The 21,026-nt window shown below is 74.1% G+C and carries 19 protein-coding genes; 4 read left to right on the forward strand and 15 right to left on the reverse strand.

Annotation, left to right across the window (positions count from 1 at the left end; genetic code table 11):
• Positions 1 to 28: 28 nt before the first annotated feature.
• The gene (locus O2W16_RS07325) at positions 29 to 433 is read left to right on the forward strand and encodes a Fur family transcriptional regulator (protein ID WP_269158157.1); all 405 of its coding nucleotides are present in this window, start codon (positions 29 to 31) and stop codon (positions 431 to 433) included.
• Between the two features lie 50 nt (positions 434 to 483).
• On the opposite strand, the gene mgrA is transcribed toward O2W16_RS07325, so the two are convergent.
• The 6 genes from mgrA to O2W16_RS07355 all read right to left on the reverse strand — a co-directional run bounded on the left by mgrA (position 484) and on the right by O2W16_RS07355 (position 4,767).
• The gene (mgrA, locus tag O2W16_RS07330) at positions 484 to 1,521 is read right to left on the reverse strand and encodes an L-glyceraldehyde 3-phosphate reductase (protein WP_269158158.1); all 1,038 of its coding nucleotides are present in this window, start codon (positions 1,519 to 1,521) and stop codon (positions 484 to 486) included.
• A gap of 28 nt (positions 1,522 to 1,549) precedes the next feature.
• A complete protein-coding gene (locus O2W16_RS07335) occupies positions 1,550 to 2,446 on the reverse strand; it encodes a pentapeptide repeat-containing protein (RefSeq protein ID WP_269158159.1) in 897 nt (298 codons plus the stop codon).
• 34 nt (positions 2,447 to 2,480) lie between these two features.
• Entirely contained in the window at positions 2,481 to 2,669 is a 189-nt protein-coding gene (locus O2W16_RS07340; RefSeq protein ID WP_269158160.1) for an RGCVC family protein, read from the reverse strand.
• A gap of 404 nt (positions 2,670 to 3,073) precedes the next feature.
• The gene (locus O2W16_RS07345; protein ID WP_269158161.1) at positions 3,074 to 3,550 is read right to left on the reverse strand and encodes a heme-degrading domain-containing protein; all 477 of its coding nucleotides are present in this window, start codon (positions 3,548 to 3,550) and stop codon (positions 3,074 to 3,076) included.
• Between the two features lie 2 nt (positions 3,551 to 3,552).
• Entirely contained in the window at positions 3,553 to 4,404 is an 852-nt protein-coding gene (pdxY, locus tag O2W16_RS07350; protein ID WP_269158162.1) for a pyridoxal kinase PdxY, read from the reverse strand.
• A 33-nt stretch (positions 4,405 to 4,437) separates the two neighbouring features.
• Positions 4,438 to 4,767 carry a putative quinol monooxygenase gene (locus O2W16_RS07355; protein WP_269158163.1) on the reverse strand — a complete coding sequence of 110 codons (330 nt, stop codon included), beginning with the start codon at positions 4,765 to 4,767 and terminating at the stop codon, positions 4,438 to 4,440.
• 181 nt (positions 4,768 to 4,948) lie between these two features.
• Here O2W16_RS07355 and O2W16_RS07360 point away from each other — a divergent pair, with 181 nt between their 5' ends.
• Positions 4,949 to 7,696 (forward strand): endo-1,4-beta-xylanase, encoded by a 2,748-nt coding sequence (locus O2W16_RS07360; RefSeq protein ID WP_269158164.1) that lies wholly within the window; start codon positions 4,949 to 4,951, stop codon positions 7,694 to 7,696.
• Positions 7,697 to 7,777: 81 nt separating this feature from the next.
• On the opposite strand, the gene O2W16_RS07365 is transcribed toward O2W16_RS07360, so the two are convergent.
• Positions 7,778 to 8,734, reverse strand: coding sequence for a carbohydrate kinase family protein (locus tag O2W16_RS07365; protein WP_269158165.1), 957 nt, complete (start codon positions 8,732 to 8,734; stop codon positions 7,778 to 7,780).
• Positions 8,735 to 8,875: 141 nt separating this feature from the next.
• Here O2W16_RS07365 and O2W16_RS07370 point away from each other — a divergent pair, with 141 nt between their 5' ends.
• Positions 8,876 to 10,534 carry a putative bifunctional diguanylate cyclase/phosphodiesterase gene (locus tag O2W16_RS07370; protein ID WP_269158166.1) on the forward strand — a complete coding sequence of 553 codons (1,659 nt, stop codon included), beginning with the start codon at positions 8,876 to 8,878 and terminating at the stop codon, positions 10,532 to 10,534.
• Here O2W16_RS07370 and O2W16_RS07375 read toward each other — a convergent pair.
• The 8 genes from O2W16_RS07375 to O2W16_RS07410 form a co-directional block, all read right to left on the reverse strand.
• On the reverse strand, positions 10,516 to 11,598 hold the full coding sequence (locus O2W16_RS07375) for a Gfo/Idh/MocA family protein (protein ID WP_269158167.1): 1,083 nt from the start codon (positions 11,596 to 11,598) through the stop codon (positions 10,516 to 10,518). The two genes, O2W16_RS07370 and O2W16_RS07375, sit on opposite strands and share 19 nt — an antisense overlap.
• Positions 11,599 to 11,607: 9 nt before the next feature.
• Positions 11,608 to 13,236, reverse strand: a complete 1,629-nt coding sequence (locus tag O2W16_RS07380; protein ID WP_269158168.1) for an FAD-dependent monooxygenase — start codon at positions 13,234 to 13,236, stop codon at positions 11,608 to 11,610.
• Between the two features lie 154 nt (positions 13,237 to 13,390).
• Positions 13,391 to 14,638, reverse strand: a complete 1,248-nt coding sequence (locus O2W16_RS07385) for a DUF3500 domain-containing protein (protein ID WP_269158169.1) — start codon at positions 14,636 to 14,638, stop codon at positions 13,391 to 13,393.
• Positions 14,628 to 15,479 (reverse strand): fumarylacetoacetate hydrolase family protein, encoded by an 852-nt coding sequence (locus O2W16_RS07390; RefSeq protein ID WP_269158170.1) that lies wholly within the window; start codon positions 15,477 to 15,479, stop codon positions 14,628 to 14,630. Before O2W16_RS07390 ends, O2W16_RS07385 begins: the two co-directional genes overlap by 11 nt.
• On the reverse strand, positions 15,476 to 16,399 hold the full coding sequence (locus O2W16_RS07395) for an alpha/beta hydrolase (protein ID WP_269158171.1): 924 nt from the start codon (positions 16,397 to 16,399) through the stop codon (positions 15,476 to 15,478). The genes O2W16_RS07390 and O2W16_RS07395 overlap by 4 nt, the downstream gene beginning before the upstream one ends.
• 78 nt (positions 16,400 to 16,477) lie before the next feature.
• The gene (locus O2W16_RS07400) at positions 16,478 to 17,038 is read right to left on the reverse strand and encodes a quercetin 2,3-dioxygenase (RefSeq protein ID WP_269158172.1); all 561 of its coding nucleotides are present in this window, start codon (positions 17,036 to 17,038) and stop codon (positions 16,478 to 16,480) included.
• A 95-nt stretch (positions 17,039 to 17,133) separates the two neighbouring features.
• Entirely contained in the window at positions 17,134 to 18,306 is a 1,173-nt protein-coding gene (locus O2W16_RS07405) for a glycoside hydrolase family 1 protein (protein ID WP_269158173.1), read from the reverse strand.
• A 140-nt stretch (positions 18,307 to 18,446) separates the two neighbouring features.
• Positions 18,447 to 19,253: an IclR family transcriptional regulator gene (locus O2W16_RS07410; RefSeq protein ID WP_269158174.1), complete on the reverse strand. Its 807-nt coding sequence runs from the start codon at positions 19,251 to 19,253 to the stop codon at positions 18,447 to 18,449.
• A gap of 180 nt (positions 19,254 to 19,433) precedes the next feature.
• Here O2W16_RS07410 and O2W16_RS07415 point away from each other — a divergent pair, with 180 nt between their 5' ends.
• Entirely contained in the window at positions 19,434 to 21,026 is a 1,593-nt protein-coding gene (locus tag O2W16_RS07415) for an ABC transporter substrate-binding protein (protein WP_269158175.1), read from the forward strand.

Consider the following 21,026-nt stretch of genomic DNA (forward strand, 5'->3'; position numbering starts at 1 on the left):
CGGGCCGCCTCGACGAGGAGACGACCAGATGATCCGCAACACCCGCCAGCGCACCGCCGTCAACGCCGTCTTCGAGGAGCTGGAGGGCTTCCACAGCGCGCAGGAGGTGCACGCCCGGATGCGCGCCGCCGGCGACTCGATCGGGCTGTCGACGGTCTACCGGGCCGTCCAGGCGCTGGTCGACGACGGCGAGCTCGACTCGATCCGCACCGACGCCGGTGAGGCGATCTACCGCCGGTGCAGCACCCGGCACCACCACCACCTGGTGTGTCGCGCCTGCGGTCGCACCGAGGAGGTCGAGGGCCCGGCCGTCGAGCGGTGGGCCGACCGGGTGGCCGGCGAGCACGGTTTCGTCGACGTCACGCACACGCTGGAGATCTTCGGCACCTGCGCGGCCTGCCACCGCGCCGGCGCAACCACCGAGACCCCCTAGGCCGACCGGCCGGGCCGGGGCGACCCGACCGGTCCGACGCCTCGGCGACGTCACATGGCGCCCTCGCGGGCGGCCTGCCACAGGTCGATGCCGGCGTCGACGGCGTGCTGGTCGATCGCGGTCAGCTCCTCGGCAGAGAACTCCAGGTGCTCCAGCGCGGCGACGTTCTGCTCCAGCTGCCGCACGCTGCTCGCCCCGATCAGCACGGAGGTCACCCGCGGGTCACGCAGCGCCCAGGCCAGCGCCAGCTGCGGGAGGCTCTGGCCGCGGGCCTGGGCCAGCTCGTTCAGCGCCCGCACGTGCGTGACGTACTCCGGGGTGATCATCCCGGGGTCCAGCGACTTGGCCTGGCCGGCCCGCGAGCCCTCCGGCACGCCGTCGAGGTACTTGTCGGTGAGCATCCCCTGGGCCAGCGGGGAGAAGGCGATGCAGCCGGCCCCCACGTCGGTGAGGGTGTCCAGCAGCCCCTCGGTCTCGATCCAGCGGTTGAGCATCGAGTAGGAGGGCTGGTGGATCAGCAGCGGCGTCCCCAGGTCGGCCAGGATCTCCGCCGCCTGCGCCGTCATCTCCGGTGAGTAGGAGGAGATGCCGGCGTAGAGCGCCTTCCCCGACTGCACGGCCGTGTGCAGCGCCCCCATCGTCTCCGCCAGCGGCGTCGTCGGGTCGGGTCGGTGGCTGTAGAAGACGTCGACGTACTCCACGCCCATTCGTTGCAGTGACTGGTCCAAGCTGGACAGCAGGTACTTGCGGGAGCCGCCGCCCTGCCCGTACGGGCCCGGCCACATGTCGTAGCCGGCCTTGGTGGAGAGGACCAGCTCGTCCCGGTACGGGCGGAAGTCGTCGGCCAGGTGCCGGCCGAAGTTGGTCTCCGCGCTCCCGTAGGGCGGTCCGTAGTTGTTGGCCAGGTCGAAGTGGGTGATCCCCAGGTCGAAGGCGCGCCGCAGGATGTCCCGCTGGCGGTCGAAGGGGACGTCGTCCCCGAAGTTGTGCCAGAGACCGAGGCTCACCGCCGGCAGGTCCAGGCCGCTGGCGCCGGTGCGCCGGTAGGTCATCGAGTCGTAGCGGGTGCTCTCCGCGCGGTAGGCCATGCGCAGATCGTGCCGGGCGGGCAGCGGCTCAGCGACGACGGGGGCGTCGGCCGCGGCGCCCCCCACCTGCCGCCGTCCCGGAGGAGGTGGCCCAGTGCGCGGGCCGGGTCAGCGACTCGGGCAGCGCCGTGCCGGCGTCCCCGACGGCGGCGGTGAGCTGCGGCTGGGTCAGGAAGAGCGCACCGGTGAGGTCGGCGCCGCGCAGGTCGGCGGCCCGCAGGTCGGCACCGAGGAGGTCGGTGTGGCGCAGGTCGGCGCCGCGCAGGTCCGCCCCGATCAGGTAGGCGCCGCGCAGGCTGGCCCCGTGCAGGTCCGCGCCGCGCAGCGCGGCGCCCATCAGGTCGGCGCCGCGGCGGTCCCGGGCCCGGCCGGGCACGTCGGCCCGGGCGGCGTCGCTGACCCGGCCGAGCAGCTCGCCGACCTCGCGCCGCAGCCCGCCTGCGTCCAGGTCGATCAGCTCGTCGGCGGGTGCCCTCGTGAGCTCGTCGGTGCGGGCGTGGGCCGCGGCGACCTCGGCGGCCAGCGGCCCGGCCGACAGCAGGGTGCGCGCCTCGGTCAGGTGCCACAGCAGCTCGGTCAGCTGCCGCATCACCGGGAAGACGGCGAACACCGCCGTCCTGGTGCTCGCGTCCGTGCGCCAGTCCGCGCCGCCGAACACGTCCTGGGTGACCCGCTGGCCGGCCCCGAAGCAGTCGAAGACGACGCAGCCGGGGAACCCGCGGTCGCGCAGCTGGTCGTGGACGCCGCAGCGGGAGTCCGGCTGCAGGTTCGGGCAGGGGGTGCCGGCCGGCTTGTCGATCGCGAAGTCGGCGGAGGCGGCGAAGGCCGGCGCGACACAGCACAGCCCGGTACAGCGACCGCAGTCAGCGGTCAGGTCCCGCCGTGCCTCCGCGAGCAGGGGCAGGGTGGTGCGCGGGTCGGACACGGGTCCCTCTCTGCAGCGTGAGCGGCTGCCGGGGTCAGCCGATGCGGCAGGCGCAGCCGCGGTCCAGCGTGCCCGCGGCGGTGGCCAGGCAGAACCGGGCCCCGATCGGGTCGTGGGCGTCCATCGGGTGGGCGCAGGCCGGGCAGCCGGGCTCGTCGCCGGTGCGGTCGGCGGGGGCCGGGAGGGCGGTGGTGGGCGAGGGGGCGTACGTGGGTGCGGTCATGGCGAGGGCCTGACTCCGCCGACGGCTCGGCGGTGGTGCCCCGGGAGGGGATCGCCGCCCCGGACGGCTGTCCGGGACCGGCGAGGTGACCGTGGGGCCGACGCTACGCCGGTGGCGAGGCCGGGCGCGCCCGCCGGGCCGCGCCACGGCACGCACCCGGACGGGAGCACTGCCTCGGCCGGGTGGGGCGGCGTACCGTCCGGCCCCTGGAGCCGACCGGTTCTGCGATGAGGAGTGGTCATGGTCGACAAGAACGCATCGAAGAAGTCCGGCTCGAGCATCAAGGAGAAGCGGGCTGCCAAGAAGGCGTCCACGGACACCACCTCCGGCATGGAGAAGCTCACGCACGGCAAGAAGTGAGCCCCCGCCCGGTCCCCCCAGCCGGGGGACCGGGCGTCAGGTGGTCAGGCCGACTGCTGGGCGACCAGCTCGCGCAGCGCGGCGACGACCATCGCGTGGTCCTCCACCTGCGGCAGCCCGGACACCACCACCACGCCCACCGGGCCGACGCCGCGCACCAGCAGCGGGAAGCCCCCGCCGTGGGCCACGTACTGCTGCGGGTCCAGCCCGAACTGCTCCTCGAACGTCGTCCCGGCCTCGCGGGCGCGCTGGCCGACGTAGAGGGAGCTGTGCCCGAACCGGTGCACGGTGGCGGCCTTGCGCGCGATCCAGGTGTCGTTGTCCGGGGTGGCCCCGGTCATCGCGGCGTGGAAGAGCTGGTGGGAGTGCCGCGAGATCTCGATCGCCACCGGCAGCCGGCCGTCCCGGGCTCGGGCGACCAGCGCGGAGCCCAGCGCCCAGGCGTCGTCGTTGGTGAAGCTGCGCAGCTGCAGCTCCTCCTCCTGGGCGGCGAGCTCGGTCAGGGCGGGGAAGTCGCTCATGGTCAGACCTCGGTCACGTCGAAGGTGCGGGTGGGGGTGACGTACTCGTCCTGGGCGGCGACCAGCAGGATCTCGCGCGAGCCGGCGTCGGCGGTGCGCTGCAGCAGGCCGAACACCGACGCCGCGGCCCGGGCCAGCGCCTCGCCGGCCGACCGGGTGCTCAGCCAGTGCGCCAGGAAGAGCGCGGCGATGGCGTCACCGGCGCCGTTCACCGACAGGTCCAGGCGCGGCGTGCGCACCAGGAAGTGCCGGCCGCCCTCCGACGCCAGCAGGTCCACGGCGTCGTCCGGGGTGTCCTCGGCGACCAGCGAGGTCGTCAGCACCACGCGCGGGCCGAGCGCCTGGACGGCGGCCACCGCGTCCTTGACCGACTCCAGCGACCGGGTCTCGGTCCGGGAGAGCAGGTCCAGCTCGTAGTGGTTGGGGGTGACGATGTCGGCGGCCGGGACGGCGACCTCGCGCATGAACTCCGGGATCCCCGGCCGGACGAACACCCCGCGCCCGACGTCGCCGATCACCGGGTCGCAGCACCAGACCGCCGCCGGGTTGGCGCTGCGCACCTTGGCCACCGAGCCGAGCACGGCGTGCCCGATGTCGGCCGATCCCAGGTACCCCGAGAGGACGGCGTCGCAGCTGCCCAGCACCCCGCGGTCCTCGATGCCCTGCACCACCTCGTCGACGGCCTGCCCGTCGAACACCCGGCCGGTCCAGGCGCCGTAGCCGGTGTGGTTGGAGAACTGGACGGTGTGCACCGGCCAGACCTCCACGCCCAGCCGCTGCAGCGGGAACACCGCCGAGGCGTTGCCGGCGTGGCCGTAGGCGACGTGGGACTGGATCGACAGGACGTTCACCATGCGGCAGAACATCGCACATCGATCCGGGGCGGGTCAGCCGCGGGGCTGGACCTCGCCCATCGGGCCCCAGCCGGCCAGGTCGGGGGAGTCGACGTACATGATCGACGGCGTCGCCGACACCCAGTCGGGCATCTCGGAGATGGCCTTCCGGAAGTGGTCGGAGGCGGTGTGCACCGCACCTGCCTCGGCGTCGCGGAACCCCTCCACGAGCACCCAGGTGTGCGGCTCCTCCACGCTGCGGGACCACTCGAAGAAGACGTTGCCCGGCTCGGCCCGCACCGCCTCGGTGAACTCCCGGACGAGCTCGGGCCAGCGCTCGTCGAACTCCGGACGGACCGGCCACTTCACCACGATGAGGATCACCGGGTCAGCGTAGGTCGCCCGCGCCTGCCGCATCCACCGGTCGCGTCCCACTCGATGGGACGTCGTTGACCGGCCCGGTTGTGCTGAGGTTCACTCTCTCGGACCAGTACCGGAAGTTCTCGGAACTGGTCAGGTCACGCAGCAGCGCTGCTCGCGCACCGACCCGAGGAGAACGGGACACATGGGACGACGACGTCTGGGAGCCGGGGCAGCGATGCTCGGCATGGTCGCCACGGCAGGGGTGGTGGCGGCGCCGGCAGCCGGTGCCGCCCCCGCGACCGTGCACACGGCCGACTTCGAGCAGGACACCGGCGGCTGGTCCGGCCGCGGGACGGCGCAGGTCGCACCCAGCACCGCCGAGGCGCGCAGTGGTGCGCAGAGCCTGGCGGTCACCGGGCGCACCGACACCTGGCACGGCCCGGCGCTGGACGCCGCCGCGCTGCTGCCGGCCGGCAGCTGGGAGGTCGAGGCGTGGGTGCGGCTCGCCGACACCACCCCGGAGCCGGAGACCGACCTCGTCACCATGAGCGCGGCGCGGACGCCCACGGGCGGCTCGACCAGCTACGACACCGTGGCCTGGCAGGTCGCCGTCTCCGACAGCGCCTGGACCAGGGTCAGCGGCACCTACGAGTTCGGCACCAGCAACAGCGGCCTGGAGCTCTACCTGGAGAGCCCCGACGCGACCCAGGCGTTCTTCGTCGACGACGTGACGATCACCGGTGAGGCGGCCGCGCCGGTCGAGCCCGGCACCCGGGTCGACCTGGCCACCGACTTCGAGAGCGGCACCGGCGGCTGGGGTCCCCGTGGGGACGCCCTGGTCAGCACCACCACGGCCGACGCGCACAGCGGGTCCACGAGCCTGCTGGCGACCAACCGGCTGCAGGCCTGGCAGGGGCCCGCTCTGGACGTCACCGACGGGCTGGCCGTCGGCGAGACCGTGCAGGTGTCGGTCTGGGCGAAGCTGGCGCCGGGACAGGCCCCGGCGTCCCTCAAGGTCTCCGTCCAGCGGGACCGGGCCGGCGCGACCACCGCCTACGAGGGCGTCTCCGGCGCCTCCGCCGTCGTCACCGCCGACGAGTGGACCCAGCTGCGCGGCACCTACACGCTCGGTGCGGCGATCGACACCGCGCAGGTGTACGTCGAGGGTGACGCGGGGGTCGACTTCCTGATCGACGACTTCGCCCTGACCGGCTTCGCCGAGACCCCGCTCCAGGACGTCCCCGGTCTCGCCGGCGTGCTGGGCGAGGACGGCTTCGAGCACGTCGGCGTGGCGATCGACCAGCGGGAGACCGTGGGCCGGCCGGCGCAGCTGGTGCAGCGGCACTTCGACGCGATCACCCCGGAGAACGACGGCAAGCCGGCCGAGATCCAGCCGGTCGAGGGCACCTTCACCTTCGGTGACCTCGACGCGCTGCTCGACTTCGCCGACGCCACCGGCACCGACGTCTACGGGCACGTGCTGGTCTGGCACAGCCAGACCCCGGACTGGTTCTTCCTCGACGGCGACCGCCCGCTGACGAACAGCCCGGCCGACCAGGCCCTGCTGCGCGCCCGGATGGAGGCGCACATCAAGGCGATCGCCGACCACGTCGACGCCCGGTACCCCGACGGGGACTCCCCGATCTGGGCGATGGACGTCGTCAACGAGGTCATCGCCGACGGTGACAACGCCAACCCGCACGACATGCGGGACAGCCGCTGGTTCCAGGTCCTCGGCGAGGGCTTCGTCGACGAGGCGTTCCGGCTGGCCGACCGGTACTTCCCGGACACCGCGCTGTTCATCAACGACTACAACACCGAGATGCCGACCAAGCGGGCCGACTACCTCGACCTGGTGTCGAGCCTGGTCGAGCGGGGCGTGCCGATCGACGGGGTGGGCCACCAGGCGCACGTCGACTTCGCCCGCCCGGTGCAGTGGCTGGACGACTCGCTGACCGCCGTGGAGGAGCTCAGCGCCCGCACCGGGACGCCGCTGCTGCAGGCGATCACCGAGCTGGACGTCAGCAACTCCAAGGAGAACAACGGCGCGGACGTCAGCAACGGCACCGTGCCGCAGCACTCGCCGGCGATGACCGACCAGGACGCCGCCGAGACCGAGCTGGGCTACTACTACCGCGACCTGTTCGACATGCTGCGGGGCCACTCGGACTCCATCGAGGCGGTGACCTTCTGGGGGATCAGCACCGGCCGCAGCTGGCTGCGCACCTGGCCGGCGGCCCGGCCGTGGGAGTCGCCGCTGCCCTTCGACGACGACCTCCAGGTCCTGCCCGCCTACTGGGGCATCGTCGACCCGGCGCAGCTGGCACCGCGTCCGGCCGACGTCCTCCCGCCGCGGATCGCCGGCACCGACGACGTCGCCGTCGACTCCACCAGCCCCGCCGGCGCCACGGTCCGGTACGCGCTGCCGGAGGCCGGGGACACCCGGGACGGGACCGTGACGGCCGACTGCACCCCGGTGCCCGGGTCGGTCTTCCCGATCGGCACCACCGAGGTGAGCTGCACGGCCACCGACAGCGCGGGCAACACGTCGAACCCGAGCACCTTCGACGTGGTGGTCACCCCGCCGGCGACGGAGACGGAGCTGTACCAGCAGATCAACAACGGGCCGGTCGTGCGGGCGAACGCCAAGCAGACCGTCCAGGTGGTGGTCCAGTTCGGCAACCGGGGCCAGGGCACCCTGCTGGGCAGTTCCTTCGAGTACTCGTGCACCCAGACCGCGGGTCCGGAGCTGGCGCTGGACCTGGCGCCCGGGTCGGCCCGGCAGGTCGGCAACCGCGACTACCCGGCGGGCCAGAACGGGAACTTCACCCTGCGGGCCCGCCCCTCGCAGGTCGGGCAGGCGACGTTCGACTGCACGATGTCGATGACCGACAGCCGCGGGGCCCCGGTGAGCAGCACGACGACGGTCACGATCGACGTCCGACGCTGACCATCGGCTGACCGCACAGAGCCCCCGCCCACCGACCGGTGGACGGGGGCTCCGTGCGTGCGGCTGAGGTGCGTCCCGGCCTCAGCCGCGTGCGGCCGCCAGCTCGGCGAGGGACGGCGGGTCGGCCCCGGCGCGGGTGCAGGCGAGGGCGGCGACCAGCGCCGCGTCCTCCAGCAGGGCGGTCAGCTCCGCCGCGGGGAGGCCGCGCAGCTGGGCGGAGCTGAGCACCCCGGTGCGGACCAGCCCGGCGAACAGGCCGGCAGCCAGGCTGTCGCCGGCGCCCACGGTGTCGACCACGGTCACCGACGGGGGCTGCACCCGCAGCACCGCGCCGTCGGGGCGGGCCGCCCGCAGGGTGTCACCGCCGTCGGTGACGACCACCAGGGCGGGTCCCTCGCCGGCCCACCGGGCGGCGGCGTCGTCCAGGTCGGCCCCGGGCTCGAGCCACGCCAGGTCCTCCGCGCTCACCTTGACGATGTCGGCGACCCGGCGCAGCTCGGTCACCTGGGCACGCACGGCGTCGGGGTCGGCGATGAGGGTCGGGCGCACGTTGGGGTCGAAGCTGACCAGTGCAGTGCCCTCGGCGCGCACCCGGCGCACCAGGTCGGTGATCGCCGCGGAGCCCGGTGGGGTCCAGCTGGAGATCGACCCGACGTGCACGATCCGGGTGTCGGCCGGCCAGGCCGCCGCCAGCTCTGCCGCCGTCCACTGCCAGTCGGCGGCGCCCACGGTGTGGAAGGAGTAGTTCGCCGACCCCTGCTCGGCCAGCTCGACCACGGCCAGGCTGACCGGTTCAGGAGCGGACAGCATGGCGTCGGTGGCCACGCCGTTGCCGGCCGCGTGCTCGCGCAGCAGCGCACCGAACGGGCCGGGGCCGACCCGGGACATCAGGTGCGTCGTCGCGCCGAGCCGGGCGGCCGCCACTGCGACGTTGAGCGCGTTGCCGCCGGGGAAGGCGGTGTACTGCGGCGGTGCGCCCGGAGTCGGGTCCCCAGAGGGGATCAGGTCGATGACGAGCTCGCCGCAGACGGTGATCACCGCCACACCGTAGCGGCGGCCCCGGGACGGTCTCCGGGCGTCCTCGCCTGATCGGGTGGTCTGTGCGGTCATCGCTCAGCAACTGGGGCGGACGTGCCGATGCACCGGGATCGGACGGTCCGTGCGGTGCGAGGAGGGGTGATGGCGCAGAGCTGGCTGACCGGGTCGGCAGCCGCCGGCCCGCTGCCGCCGACCAGCGAGGGGGTGCCCGGCGAGCTGCGTCGGGAGGTGCTCCGCGACGCCGGCGTGGTCGTGGCGCTCACGCTGGGCTGCCTGGCCGCCGGTGTCGTCTGGGACCTGCCGCAGCGGATCACCGGCTGGTCGCAGTCGACCGGCGCCCCGCTGGACCACGTGGTCTTCCTGCTCGCCGCCTCCCACCTGCTGATGATGGGGTTCGGCGCGCGCCGCGGGCGCCAGTTGAAGACCGAGGCCGCGGAGCACCGCCGGCTGGAGGCGCTGCTGCGGGACCAGGCCGACCGGGACCCGCTGACCGGGCTGGCCACCCTCACCGCCTTCCTGACCGCACTCGACCGACTCGAGCGGTCCGGCACCACCGCGGACGACGTCGCCGTGCTGCTGCTGGACGTCGACCGGTTCACCGCCGTCAACGACACGCTCGGCCACGAGGTGGGCAGCGGGCTGCTGGTCGCGCTGGCCGATCGGATCCGCCAGGTGCTCCCCGCGGGCGGGGTCGCCGCCCGGACCGGCGGCGACGTGTTCGCGCTGCTGGTGCCCGAGGCCTCCACGGCGCTGGCCACCGACGTCGTCGCGGCGCTCCGTCGGCCCTTCACGGTGGGCGAGCTGGAGCTGGAGGTCGACCTGAGCGCCGGGTTGGCCCGCGGGCTCGCACCGGGGGGCGCCGACCTGGTCCGCCGGGCCGACGTGGCCCGCAGCACCGCGAAGCGGCAGTCGGCCGGGCTGGTCGTCTACTCCCCGGACCTGGACACGTTCGACCCGGGACAGCTGGCCCTGCACCGCGACCTGCGCCGCGCCATCCGCGAGGGCACGCTCGAGGTGCACCACCAGCCGAAGGTCTGCCTGGCCGACGGCCGGGTCGCCGGGGTGGAGGCGCTGGTCCGCTGGCCGCACCCGGAGCTGGGCCTGCTGCTGCCCGACCGGTTCATCGTGCTCGCCGAGCAGACCGGCTTGATCGCCCCGCTCACCGACCTGGTGCTCCGCCGGGCGCTGGCCGACGCCCGCAGCTGGCGCGAGGCGGGCCGGCGGCTGACCGTGGCAGTGAACCTCTCCGCCCGGCTGCTGCACGACCCGCAGCTGCCGGCCCGGGTGGGCGCGGCGCTGTGTGCCGAGCGGGTGGCGCCCGAGGACCTGGAGCTGGAGATCACCGAGACCGCGGCGATGGAGGACCCCGAGCGCGCGATGACCGTGCTCGGCCAGCTGCGGCTGCTCGGCGTCCGGCTGTCGGTCGACGACTTCGGCACCGGGCACGCCTCGCTGGCCCACCTGTCCCGGCTGCCGGTGGACCTGCTCAAGATCGACCGCAGCTTCGTGGCGGGCCTGGGCACGGAGCCCGCCGCCCGGGCCATCGTGCGCAGCACGGTCGACCTCGGCCACGCCCTCGGCCTGAGCGTGGTCGCCGAGGGCGTCGAGACCGTCGAGCAGTGGCACCAGCTCGCCGCTTGGGGCTGTGACCTCGCCCAGGGCTGGTGGCTGGCCAGGCCGGTGCCGGCCGCCGTCGTCCCGGCGGTGGCGGCCGAGATCGAGCGCCGGTGCGCCGGGCTCGAACCGCCGGCCGCCGTCGACGTGGCCTCGGTCGTGCCCGCTCAGCGGTCGTTCGGGTAGACCACCCCGAGCTGCTCGCGGACCTCGTCCAGCAGCCGCATCGTGGCCAGCGAGTGCTCCAGCGGCATCACCGGGCTCTCGGTCAGCCCCTGCTGGAGGCAGCGGGTGACCTCTCGCAGCTCGTGCACGTAGCCCGAGCCGATCAGCCCGAACTCCTCGGTGCGGACGGCGCCGTCGCCCACCTGCACGTCCAGCCGGGTCGGCCGGTAGACCGAGTGGCCGCCGTCGGTGCGGACCCAGCCGTCGCTGCCGGAGATCAGCGCGCTGTGCGGCGAGCGGGCCAGCAGGGACGTCGTCAGCTGCGCCTGCGCGCCGGAGGCGTAGGTGAGGGTGAGCGCGTTCTGCGCGTCGACGCCCTCGGGGGTGACGGTGCCGGCGGCACGCACCGAGTCGGGCAGCCCGAGGGTGCCCCAGGCCCACAGCAGCGGGTAGACGGCCAGGTCGAGCAGCGCACCACCGCCGTCCGCGAGCGCCCAGATCCGGGCGGTGAGGTCCAGCGGTGCCGGGAACCCGACCTCCGCGGCGACCCAGTGCACCGTGCCGATCTCCCCGGAGCCGGCGATCTGCAGCGCGCGCTGGTACGCCGGCAGGAACCGGGTCCAGACCGCCTCCATCAGGAACAGCCCCCGCTCCCGGGCCAGGTCGACGAGCTCCTGGGCCTCCCGGGCGTTGACCGTGACCGGCTTCTCGCAGAGCACGGACTTGCCGGCGGTCAGCGCCGCCCGGACCACGGCGGCGTGCTGGGCGTGCGGGGTGGCGACGTAGACGACCTCGACGGCCGGGTCGGCGAGCAGGGCGTCCAGCCCCGACCGCGCCTCGTCGTCGGCGTACCAGGACGCGAAGCCGAGCTGCTCGGCGAAGGCCTGGGCCCGCGCCGGCTGCCGGGAGCTGACCGCCTGCAGGACGGCGTCGGGCAGCAGCGCCAGGTCGGCGGTGACGGTGGCGGCGATCGCGCCGGTGGCCACCACGCCCCACCGGACCGGCCGCCCGGTCGGGGCCAGCGGATCGGCGTCGAGGAGCTCCGGCCGGGCGATGAACGGCGAGGTGGGAGGCGCAGAGGTCATGCGGTCACGCTAGGGGAGGAGGTCGGCCAGCTCCCCGGCGCCCACGACGCGTGCGAGCAGCGCCTCGGCGTCCCCCGGCTCCGAGCCGCGCCAGGCGACGTGCTGGTCGGGGCGGACCAGCAGCAGGTCGGCCCCGTAGCGCTCCCGGAGGCCGGTGAGGTGCGCGAGGTCCACCACCCGGAACGGGACGTTGCGCCGCGCGGCCGCCACGGCGAGCGCCTCGGTGGCCGCCGAGCGGTCCAGCCGGAGCAGGGTGAACTCCTCGCCGAGCAGGTCGTACAGCGAGCGCCCGTCCGGGAGCCAGGTGTGCGGCAGCCGCGCCCCCGGGTGGGCCGACGGCCGGAACGCGACCAGTTCGGGTGCGGGCACGGGGAGGCCGTCGGGGACGACGACCGCCGAGTCGGGGTAGTCGTAGCCGAGCACCAGACCGAGGCTGTGGAACTCGGGGTCCTTGGCCTGCAGGCCCCGGGCGAGGGTGGCGCGCAGGGCCGCGCCCTCGGCGGTCTCGGCGTCCAGGTCGCCGGTGGCGAAGGACGGCGCGAGGAAGGCCTCCTGCGCCCCGGCCGCGTCGATGGTCCGCTCGGCCACGGGCCGGCGTTCGGCCTGGTAGCTGTCCAGCAGGCACTCCGGTGCCCAGCCGCGCAGCACGGCGGCGAGCTTCCAGCCCAGGTTGACCGCGTCGCCGACGCAGGTGTTGAAGCCGTGCCCGCCCCACGGGGGGTTCAGGTGCGCGGCGTCCCCGACCAGGAACACCCGCTGGCCCCGGTACCGGTCGACCAGCAGCATCCGCGCCGACCAGGGGTCGGTGGCGAGCACCTCGACGTCGATCTCCGCGCCGGCCAGCGTCTGCACGAGCTGCACCGGGTCGACGTCCTGGGCCTCCGCGTCGACGCCCTGGACGATCGCCCACCACGTGCCCTGCAGGTCCAGCCGCCCCATCAGCCCGCCGCACTCCGCGCCGATGACCCAGTAGTGGACGCCGAGCGCGCACAGCTCCCGCTGCTCCAGCTGCGGCGAGCGGAAGGTGATGCTCACGTTCGGCAGGCTCCCGGAGGAGCCGGCGTACCGGGCGCCGATCGCCCGGCGGGTGACCCCGCTGCTGCCGTCGCAGCCGAGCAGCCAGTCGGCGGTGACCCGGTGACGTCCGCCGTCCGGGCCCTCCAGGACCGCGGCTGCCCCGGCGGGGCCGTCGGTGACCTCGACGACGCGCCAGCCGATGACGACGGTGACCGACGGCAGCTCGGCGACGGCGTCCCGGAGCAGCTGCTCGACCAGCGGCTGCGGGGCCTGCTGGCCGGGCTCGGCGAAGTCGTCCCGCCGCTCGGTGGTGAGCCCGAACGCCTCGGGGAAGCGGGTGATCTCGTGCCCGAACAGTCCGGTGCAGAAGACGACGTCCTGCGCGTGCTCGACGGGCAGCGGCGCCAGCGCACGCAGCCGGTCGGCCAGGCCCCAGCGACGCAGGTGCTCCATCGTCCGCACGCTGGTGGTCTTGGCGCGCGGGCGGAGCGGGTCGAGGGCGCTGCGCGGTTCGACGACGAGCACCTCGATGCCACGCCGGCCGAGCTCCAGCGCGGCAGCCAGGCCACTGGGCCCCCCGCCGGCGATCAACACCGGGACGTGGGCTGGCACGGCGGTCATGGGATCTCCTGTCCTGGGCTGGGGTGCCCAGTGGCTGGGAAGGGGGAGGGGCGACGGGCATCGGAGGCCGATCGGCGCCCGTCCAGCATCCGTGGCGGGGGTCACGCCGCCGTAGCCCGATGCCATTGACCGGCACAGCGAGACGGATCCGTCCTCAGGAGCCCTGCGCGGCCTGCCACTGCCGGACCCAGGCCCGGCCGTAGTCGTTGCCGTGCGGGGTGCGCAGCACGGTGTGCACGTGGAAGGGCTGCGGCGTCCGGTAGTCGAGGAAGACGCCGCAGTGGTGGTCGAGCTCGGCGATGAGCACCGGCGACTGCACCCGGTAGTAGAAGACGTCGCCGGGCTCGCAGCCGCCGATCCAGCTGAACCAGGTCTCGGCCAGGTGCTCGGTCACCTCGCGCATCCGGGCCCGGCGGGGGCCCTCGGGCAGCAGGCCGACGAACTGCTCGACGACCGCCAGCACCAGCCGCTGTGCCTCGGGTGGCATCTCGGCGACGGGGACGCCCTCGACCGGGATCACCCGGTTGTCCTGGAAGGCGCCGGCCAGGTGCCGCTCGTCGCCGGGGTGCACCCGGCCCGGCGGCATGGCCGGGTCGACCATCTGCGCGTAGACGGTCGCCGCCCGCCGCTGCTCTTCGGGCAGGGCGGCCATCACGGCCAGGCCGGCGGTGATCCGCTCGGTGAAGGACTCGGTGCCGGCGTGCGGGCCCGCGTCGATCTCGTTCGGCTCGGCGCCGAGGAAGACCGGGGACAGCAGCATCCGGCCCTCGACGACCAGGCAGTTGAGGGCGCAGTGGTGACCGAACAGCTGCCAGCCCCAGGGCGCCCGCGGGTCGGGGGTGCCGTAGAGGGCGATGTTGTAGCTGAACTCGTTGAGCACGTTCGCCAGGCCGACGACCTCGCCGAGGAAGCCGTTGATCAGCATCATCGTGTGGGCGAGCTCGAAGCCCTCGGGGGACAGCGAGGCGCGGACCAGCGCCAGCGCCTTGTCCCGCACCTCCGAGGGCTGGAACTCCAGCCGCAGGCCGGTGTCGAACTGCATGAACTCGGGGTTGGCCCAGGTCTGCCACTCGGGTGCGTCCACCGGGAAGGAGACCCGCGCCCGGCCGTCGTCGTCCAGCGCGGCGAGCAGGTCCTGCGCCGCCGTCACCATGGCCGCGACCGGCGCCTCCTCGCCCGGCTCGGCCGGGGTGAACGGGTGCAGGCCCGCGCGCAGCGTGCCGTCCTCGGTGACCCCGCGGAACTCCTGCAGGTACAGCGGCGTCCAGCCCTCGACCAGCCCGCCGGTGAAGGTGCCAGGGGTCCGGGCGTGCTCCCGGTAGGCGTGGGGGTCCAGGCCGCGGACGTCGGTGAGCCGGGGGTGGTCGGGCGGGAACAGGTACTGCCGGAAGTCACCGGACACGGCGCGCCTCGCTGCCCACGACGGTGTTGGTCAGCACGCCGAGCCGGTCGACCTCGACCTCCACGACGTCCCCGGGCTGCAGCAGCCACGGTGGCGTGCGGGCGTAGCCGACACCGGACGGGGTGCCGGTGGCGAGCAGGTCGCCGGGCCGCAGGGTGAAGGTGCGGGAGATGAGGGAGAGGGTGTCGCCGACGGTGTAGACCATCTCGTCGGTGCGCCCGTCCTGGACGGTCTCGCCGTTGACCCGGGTCTGCACCCGCAGCCCGTTGCGCAGGTCGCCGACCTCGGCCGCAGGGACGAGCGGCCCGAGCGGGCCTGAGCGGTCGCCGTTCTTGCCGAGGATCCACTGGCTGGTGAGCTTCTGCGCCCGCCGGGAGGTCAGGTCGTTGAACGTCGAGTAGCCGACGACGGCGGCCAGCGCCTCGTCGGGCGTGGCGTCGACCAGGGGGCTGCCGACCCAGGCCATCACCTCGCCCTCCCAGTCCAGCCCCTCCTCATCGGCCGGCACCGGGACCTCCGCGCCGTCGACGGTCAGCGACTGGGTCCAGCGGGCGAAGAGCGTCGGGTACGGCGGGACCTCCTGGTCGCGGAAGCTGCCCTCGGCGACGTGCTTCAGGTAGTTCAGCCCGATGCAGACGACCCGGGCGCCGGGCAGCACCGGTGGCACGAACTCGAGGTCGGCGGCGGCGAGCGTCTCGCCGCGGGGCTCGCGGGACAGGTGCCCGGCGGCGTCGGCCCAGAAGTCGTCCAGGCCGGCGACGACGGTGACCGAGGCGCCGTCGTCCGACAGCGTGGCCACCTGCACCCCGCTGCCGTCCCGGTGGATGCCGACGATCCTCATGCTCGGTCTCCTTCGTCGATCAGGTGGCGCCGCAGGAAGGTGATCGTGCGGTCGAGTGCGTCGGTGGCGACCTCGGGCGTGCCGAGCCACATGTGGTCGGCGCCGTCGTAGGTGTGCAGCTCCACGTCCGTCCCCGCGGCGGCCAAGGCGTCGTGCAGCCGCTGGCTCTGTGCGGTAGCGACGAACCGGTCGGCCCGGCCGTGCAGCAACAGGACCGGCGGCGCGGCGGGGGAGACGTGCGTGATCGGGCTGGCCTCGGCGGCCCGGTCGGCGACCGCGGAGACCGGGGCGCCGAGGAGCTGGGACTCCCGGCTGTCGGGGTCCGCCGGGTCGTTGCCGATGTCGGTCGCCACCACCGCGACGTCGCTGGGGGCGTACCAGGCGACCACGGTGGAGACCGCGGACGACGGACCGGTGACGCCGACCTCGCCCTCCAGCGCGGCGTCCGTCGTGAGACCGAGCAGCTCGGCCAGGTGCCCACCGGCCGACTCGCCCCAGGCGGCGATCCGGTCGGCGTCGACGCCCAGCTCACCGGCGCGTGAGCGCAGCCAGCGGACGGCGGCCTTCGCGTCGTGCAGCTGCGCCGGCCACAGCGCTTCACCCGACAGTCGGTAGTCGAGGCTGGCCACCGCGATGCCGGCGGCGGCCACCTGCTCGAACGGCGGGGGGTTGGCGTCCCGGTACATCGGGCCGGCGGTGTGCCGGCTGCCCAGCCGCCACCCGCCACCGTGCAGGAACAACGCGACCGGATGCGGTCCGTCCCCGGCCGGCAGGTACAGGTCCAGCTCCAGCGGCCGGGCGCCGGGCAGCGCCGCGTACGGCACGCCGGAGAGAACCCGGACGCCGGCGGCGCCGCTGCGAGCGGGCGGCAGCGGCGCCTCGTGGGCGGGCGGGGGGAGCGGGAGGGCGGGCGTGGGCACGGGTCTCCTCAGGGCGCGCGTCCGGCGCCGAGGGCGCGTGGGCTCTCGGCGCCGGAAGGGGGCGGTGGTCGGCGCGGGTCAGGCGGTGGGCTCAGGCCACTCGAAGTCGGGCTTGAACTGCATGTTGTGCTGCTGCGCGGCTGCCTGCATGCGCGGGAAGTCCGGGATGAACGGCGGCTGGTCGGGGCTGGTCGAGTCGGTCGGGGTGCCCATGTGCTGGAAGAACCGCTCGAAGCCGCCGGAGAGCGTGCCCATCATCCGGGCGTGCTCGACGATCTGGTACGCGTGCGCGAACCCGGCCGGCACGTAGCCGAAGTCGCCCGGGGTGAGCAGCTGCGACTGCTTGCCGCCCTCGGCGTCCTCGAAGAACAGCCGGACCTTGCCCTCGAGCACGTAGAACGTCTCGTGGGTCTCGTTGTGCGAGTGGGTCGGGATGACGTCGCCGGCGGGGGAGTCCGCGGTGACGATGCCGAACTGGCCGTCGGTCTCGTCGCCGGAGAGCAGCACGGTGAAGAGGTCGCCGAACAGCTTGGCGTGCTCCCCCTCGCCGCGGCGGAGCACGTAGGGCTGCGGCTTGCCGGGCAGGACGCCCTGCCACTGCGGGCCCTTCGCGGGGTCGATCAGGTACTCGAAGCTCATGGGGTGCTCCCGGGTCGGTGTCGGCGTTGACGGTGCCGAGCCTCGGTGACCGGTGTCACCGGCGCCCAGCGAGGTGCCATTGGACGGCAGGTGGATCAGGTGAGTCCGTTGTTCTTCGCGACCTCGCCCAGCCAGGCCAGGCTCGGCTTCGGCGTGCGCGCGAAGGTCTGCCGGTCGACGGCGACCAGGCCGAAGGTGGGTGCGAAGCCGAGCATCCACTCGAAGTTGTCCAGCAGGCTCCAGTGCACGTAGCCCCGGACGTCGGCGCCCGCGGCGATCGCCTCGGCCAGGCCGCGCAGCGCGTCGGTGGTGAAGGCGATCCGGTCGGCGTCGTCGGCGGTGGCGATGCCGTTCTCGGTGACCATCAGCGGGGTCTCCGGCAGCACCGAGGACGCGTACCGGATCGCCGCGCCGAGGGCCTCCGGCCGGCGCTCCATGCCGTGGGCCAGCGTCTGCCGGTCGGCCGGCGGGGCGATCAGCCCGTCCGCGCCGAACCGCTGGGCGGTGTAGATCTGCAGCCCCACGAGGTCGTCGCCGGCCGCGGCCTGCAGGAACTGGTCCATCATCGCCGCGCGTGCGGCCCGCAGGTGCTCCTGGCCGCCGCCGTCGTCGACGTACTCCAGGCCGACCAGGGACATGCCGGCCGGGGGAGCGCCGGCCCCCCGCAGCACCTCCATGCTGCGGCCGTGCAGCCCGATCAGCGCCTCGGCGACGCCCTGGTCGGGCACCGGCAGGCCGTGGATCGGCTCGCCGCGCCGGGCCATCGCACCGATCACCGGCTGGACCGCCATCAGGTTCGGCTCGTTGAGGGTGAGCACGTGCTCGGCGTGCTCGACCGCCGGCAGGGCCAGCTCGGTGAACCGGGCGATCCGGTCACCGGCCTTCGGCCCGGTCCAGCCGCCGTCGTGCATCATCCAGCGCGGCATCGTGAAGTGGACGAGCGTGACGACCGGCGCCAGGCCGCGGTCGCGGCAGCCGTCGACGATCCGCCGGTAGTGGTCCAGGGCCGAGCGGGAGACCTCGCCCTCGGCCGGCTCGATCCGACTCCACTCCAAGCTGAACCGGTAGCTGTTCAAGCCGGCGCTGGCGACCAGGTCGAGGTCGGCCTCCCACCGGTTCCAGGAGTCGCAGGCGTCGCCACTGGACTCGGCGAAGGGCGAGTGCGGGGCGTGCTCCAGCTCCCAGTGGTCGTTGTTGACGTTGCCGCCCTCGACCTGGTGCGCGGCGGTGGCGGTGCCCCACAGGAAGCCGTCCGGGAACTGGGTCATGCGGTGGGCCTCCAGCGGTGTCGGGAGGCCGTGCCCCACGGGCAGGGCGCGGCGCTCCTCGTCGATCGACGTCCCGCGAGCATGCGTGACGCCGCTCACCGTGATCAGTGCCGCTGCCGGTCAATGGCAGAGGAGTCGGATCAGGGGGTCCCGGGTGCCCGCCAGGCGCCGAGCCCACGGGAGATGCCCCGGGCGGCCGTGCGCACCGCCGGCCCGAGCAGTCGTGGCTCGGCGTTCTCCGCGGGCACCAGCACCGACAGCGCGGCGACGACCGCGCCCTGCGCGTCGTGCACCGGGGCGGCGACGGAGACGATCGGCTCCGGGGCGCCCCGGCGGAAGGTGGCCAGCCCGTCCCGCCGGATCTCCGCCAGCGTGCGGCGCAGCGCCGCGGGGGACACCGGGATCTTCTCCGGCAGGTGCATCAGCGGCTGCCCGAGCACCTGCTCCTGGAACCCGGACTCCGCGAAGGCGAGGAGCACCAGTCCGACCCCGGTGGAGTGCAGGGGCATCCGCCCGCCGGGCCGGTAGAGGGCGGCGACGGCCCCGTGGGAGGAGAGCCGCTCCACCATCACCGCCTCCTCGCCCTCCAGGACGGCGAGGAGCACGTGCTGGCGGGTCACCTCCTCCAGGTCGCCCATGAAGGGGAGGGCCACCCGGCGCAGCTCGTGGCTGCGGGGGGTGAGTGACGCCACCTCCCACAGTCGCATGCCGATGGAGAAGCGGCCGTCGGCGCCGCGCTCGAGGGCGCCCCACTCCAGCAGCCGGCCGGCCAGCCGCAGCGCCGAGCTGGCCGGGATGCCCGTGCGCCGGCTGAGCTCGCTGAGGGTCAGGTACGGGTGGTTGCTGTCGAAGGCGCCGAGCAGGGCGAGCGCCCGGTCGACGACGGGATCGCCCTGCGGAGGGCGCCGGCCGCGGACCCGTGTGGTGGGGGAGACGTCGTCCGTCACGCAAGGGGCTCCGGGATCTCGTCGGTGAGGCGCAGGCCACAGTTGTCTTCCATTGACCGGCATTGTGCCTGACGTCACGGCGAGGCCCGCCGCACTGTTGCTGCCAAGCCGGTTCCCCGGCGCGGCCGAGTCCCCGGCCGACATGACCCCTCCGTAATGAAGCGAAGGAGCCAGACCGGTATGAAGCTGTTCCGGACTCGTGACCCCCTGGTCGTCCCCCGCCCCTCCCTGACGCGGACCGGTGTCGCCGTCCTGGCCGCCGGTGCGCTCACCTCGCTCGCCGCGTGCGGTGGCGGCAGCAACGGCGGCGGCACCGCCGGCCAGAGCCCGAGCGACACCCTGACCTTCGCCTACGACGCGGACGCCGCCCCGACCGGTTACGACCCGCTGGAGTACTCGCAGGGCCAGTTCACCTTCTTCAGCGCCCTGTACGACTCGCTGTTCGTGACCCAGCCGGACGGCACCGTGGCGCCGAGCCTGGTCACCGAGTTCAGCAACAACGCCGACGACACCCAGACGACGCTGACCCTGCGCGACGGCGTCACGTTCGCCGACGGCTCGGAGCTGACCGCGGAGATCGTCAAGGCCAACCTGGACCGGCGCAACGACCCCGACCTGGAGGCCTACGGCGCGCTCGCGACCGGCGGGGCCAGCGAGATCGTCGACGTGGCCGCGCCCGACCCGCAGACCGTCGTCATCACCTGGGCACAGCCGCAGGCCAGCCCGGAGAACAACCTCACCGACACCGTCGGGGTCATCGTCGGGCCCGACGGTCTCGCCGACCCCGCCTCGCTGGAGACCACCCCGGACGGGTCGGGCGCCTACACGCTCAACGCGGGGGAGACCACGCGGGCCAGCACCTACACGCTGGACAAGAACGAGCAGGCGTGGAACGCCGACGAGTGGGCCTACGACAGCGTCGTGTTCAACGTGATCACCGACCCGCAGGCGCTGGCCAACGCGGTCGTCTCCGGTCAGGCCGACGTCGCCACCATCCTCAAGCCGACCACGATCGACATGGTCGAGCAGCGGTCGAGCCTGGCGAAGGTCGGCGGCACCATCGTCGGCTTCCCGGTCATCGACAAGACCGGTGCCACGAACCCCGCCTTCGCCGACGAGCGGGTCCGGCAGGCGATCAGCCACGCCATCGACCGGGAGGCGATCGTCGAGCAGCTGCACCCCGGCGCGCAGCCGACGGCGCAGCTGTTCCCCGCCGAGGCCGAGGGCTTCGACCCCGCGCTGAACGAGGAGTTCGGGTACGACCCCGAGCGTGCCCGCGAGCTGCTCGCCGAGGCCGGTCTGCCCGACGGGTTCGCCTTCGACATCACGGTGCTCGGCCAGCCGACGGAGGACCAGGTGGTCATCCAGCAGCAGCTGGCCGAGGTCGGCATCGAGATGAACTTCGTGACCGCCACCTCGACCGACCAGGTGTTCGCTGCGGTGCGCACCGACCCGCTGATCTTCGGGCCGATGGCCGTCGGTGGTCAGCCGGCCGGCTGGGTCGCCGGGGTGCTCTACGGCGGCTTCATGAACATGCAGGGTGCGACGGAGCCGGAGATCCAGAGCGCGCTGGGCGCTGCCCTCGGCTCGACCGGCGAGGCGAAGGACCAGGCGCTCGGCGAGCTGAACCGGGCCATCGCGGAGAACGGCTGGTACATCCCGGTCTACGAGGACTACGCCTACACCGGCTACAACGCCGAGAAGGTGGCCGAGCCCTCCTACGCGGGGACGAACAACTACCTGGTCCTCTCCGAGGTCGAGCCGGCGGCCTGA

The sequence above is a fragment of the Modestobacter sp. VKM Ac-2984 genome (assembly GCF_026967985.1).
GTDB lineage: Bacteria > Actinomycetota > Actinomycetes > Mycobacteriales > Geodermatophilaceae > Modestobacter.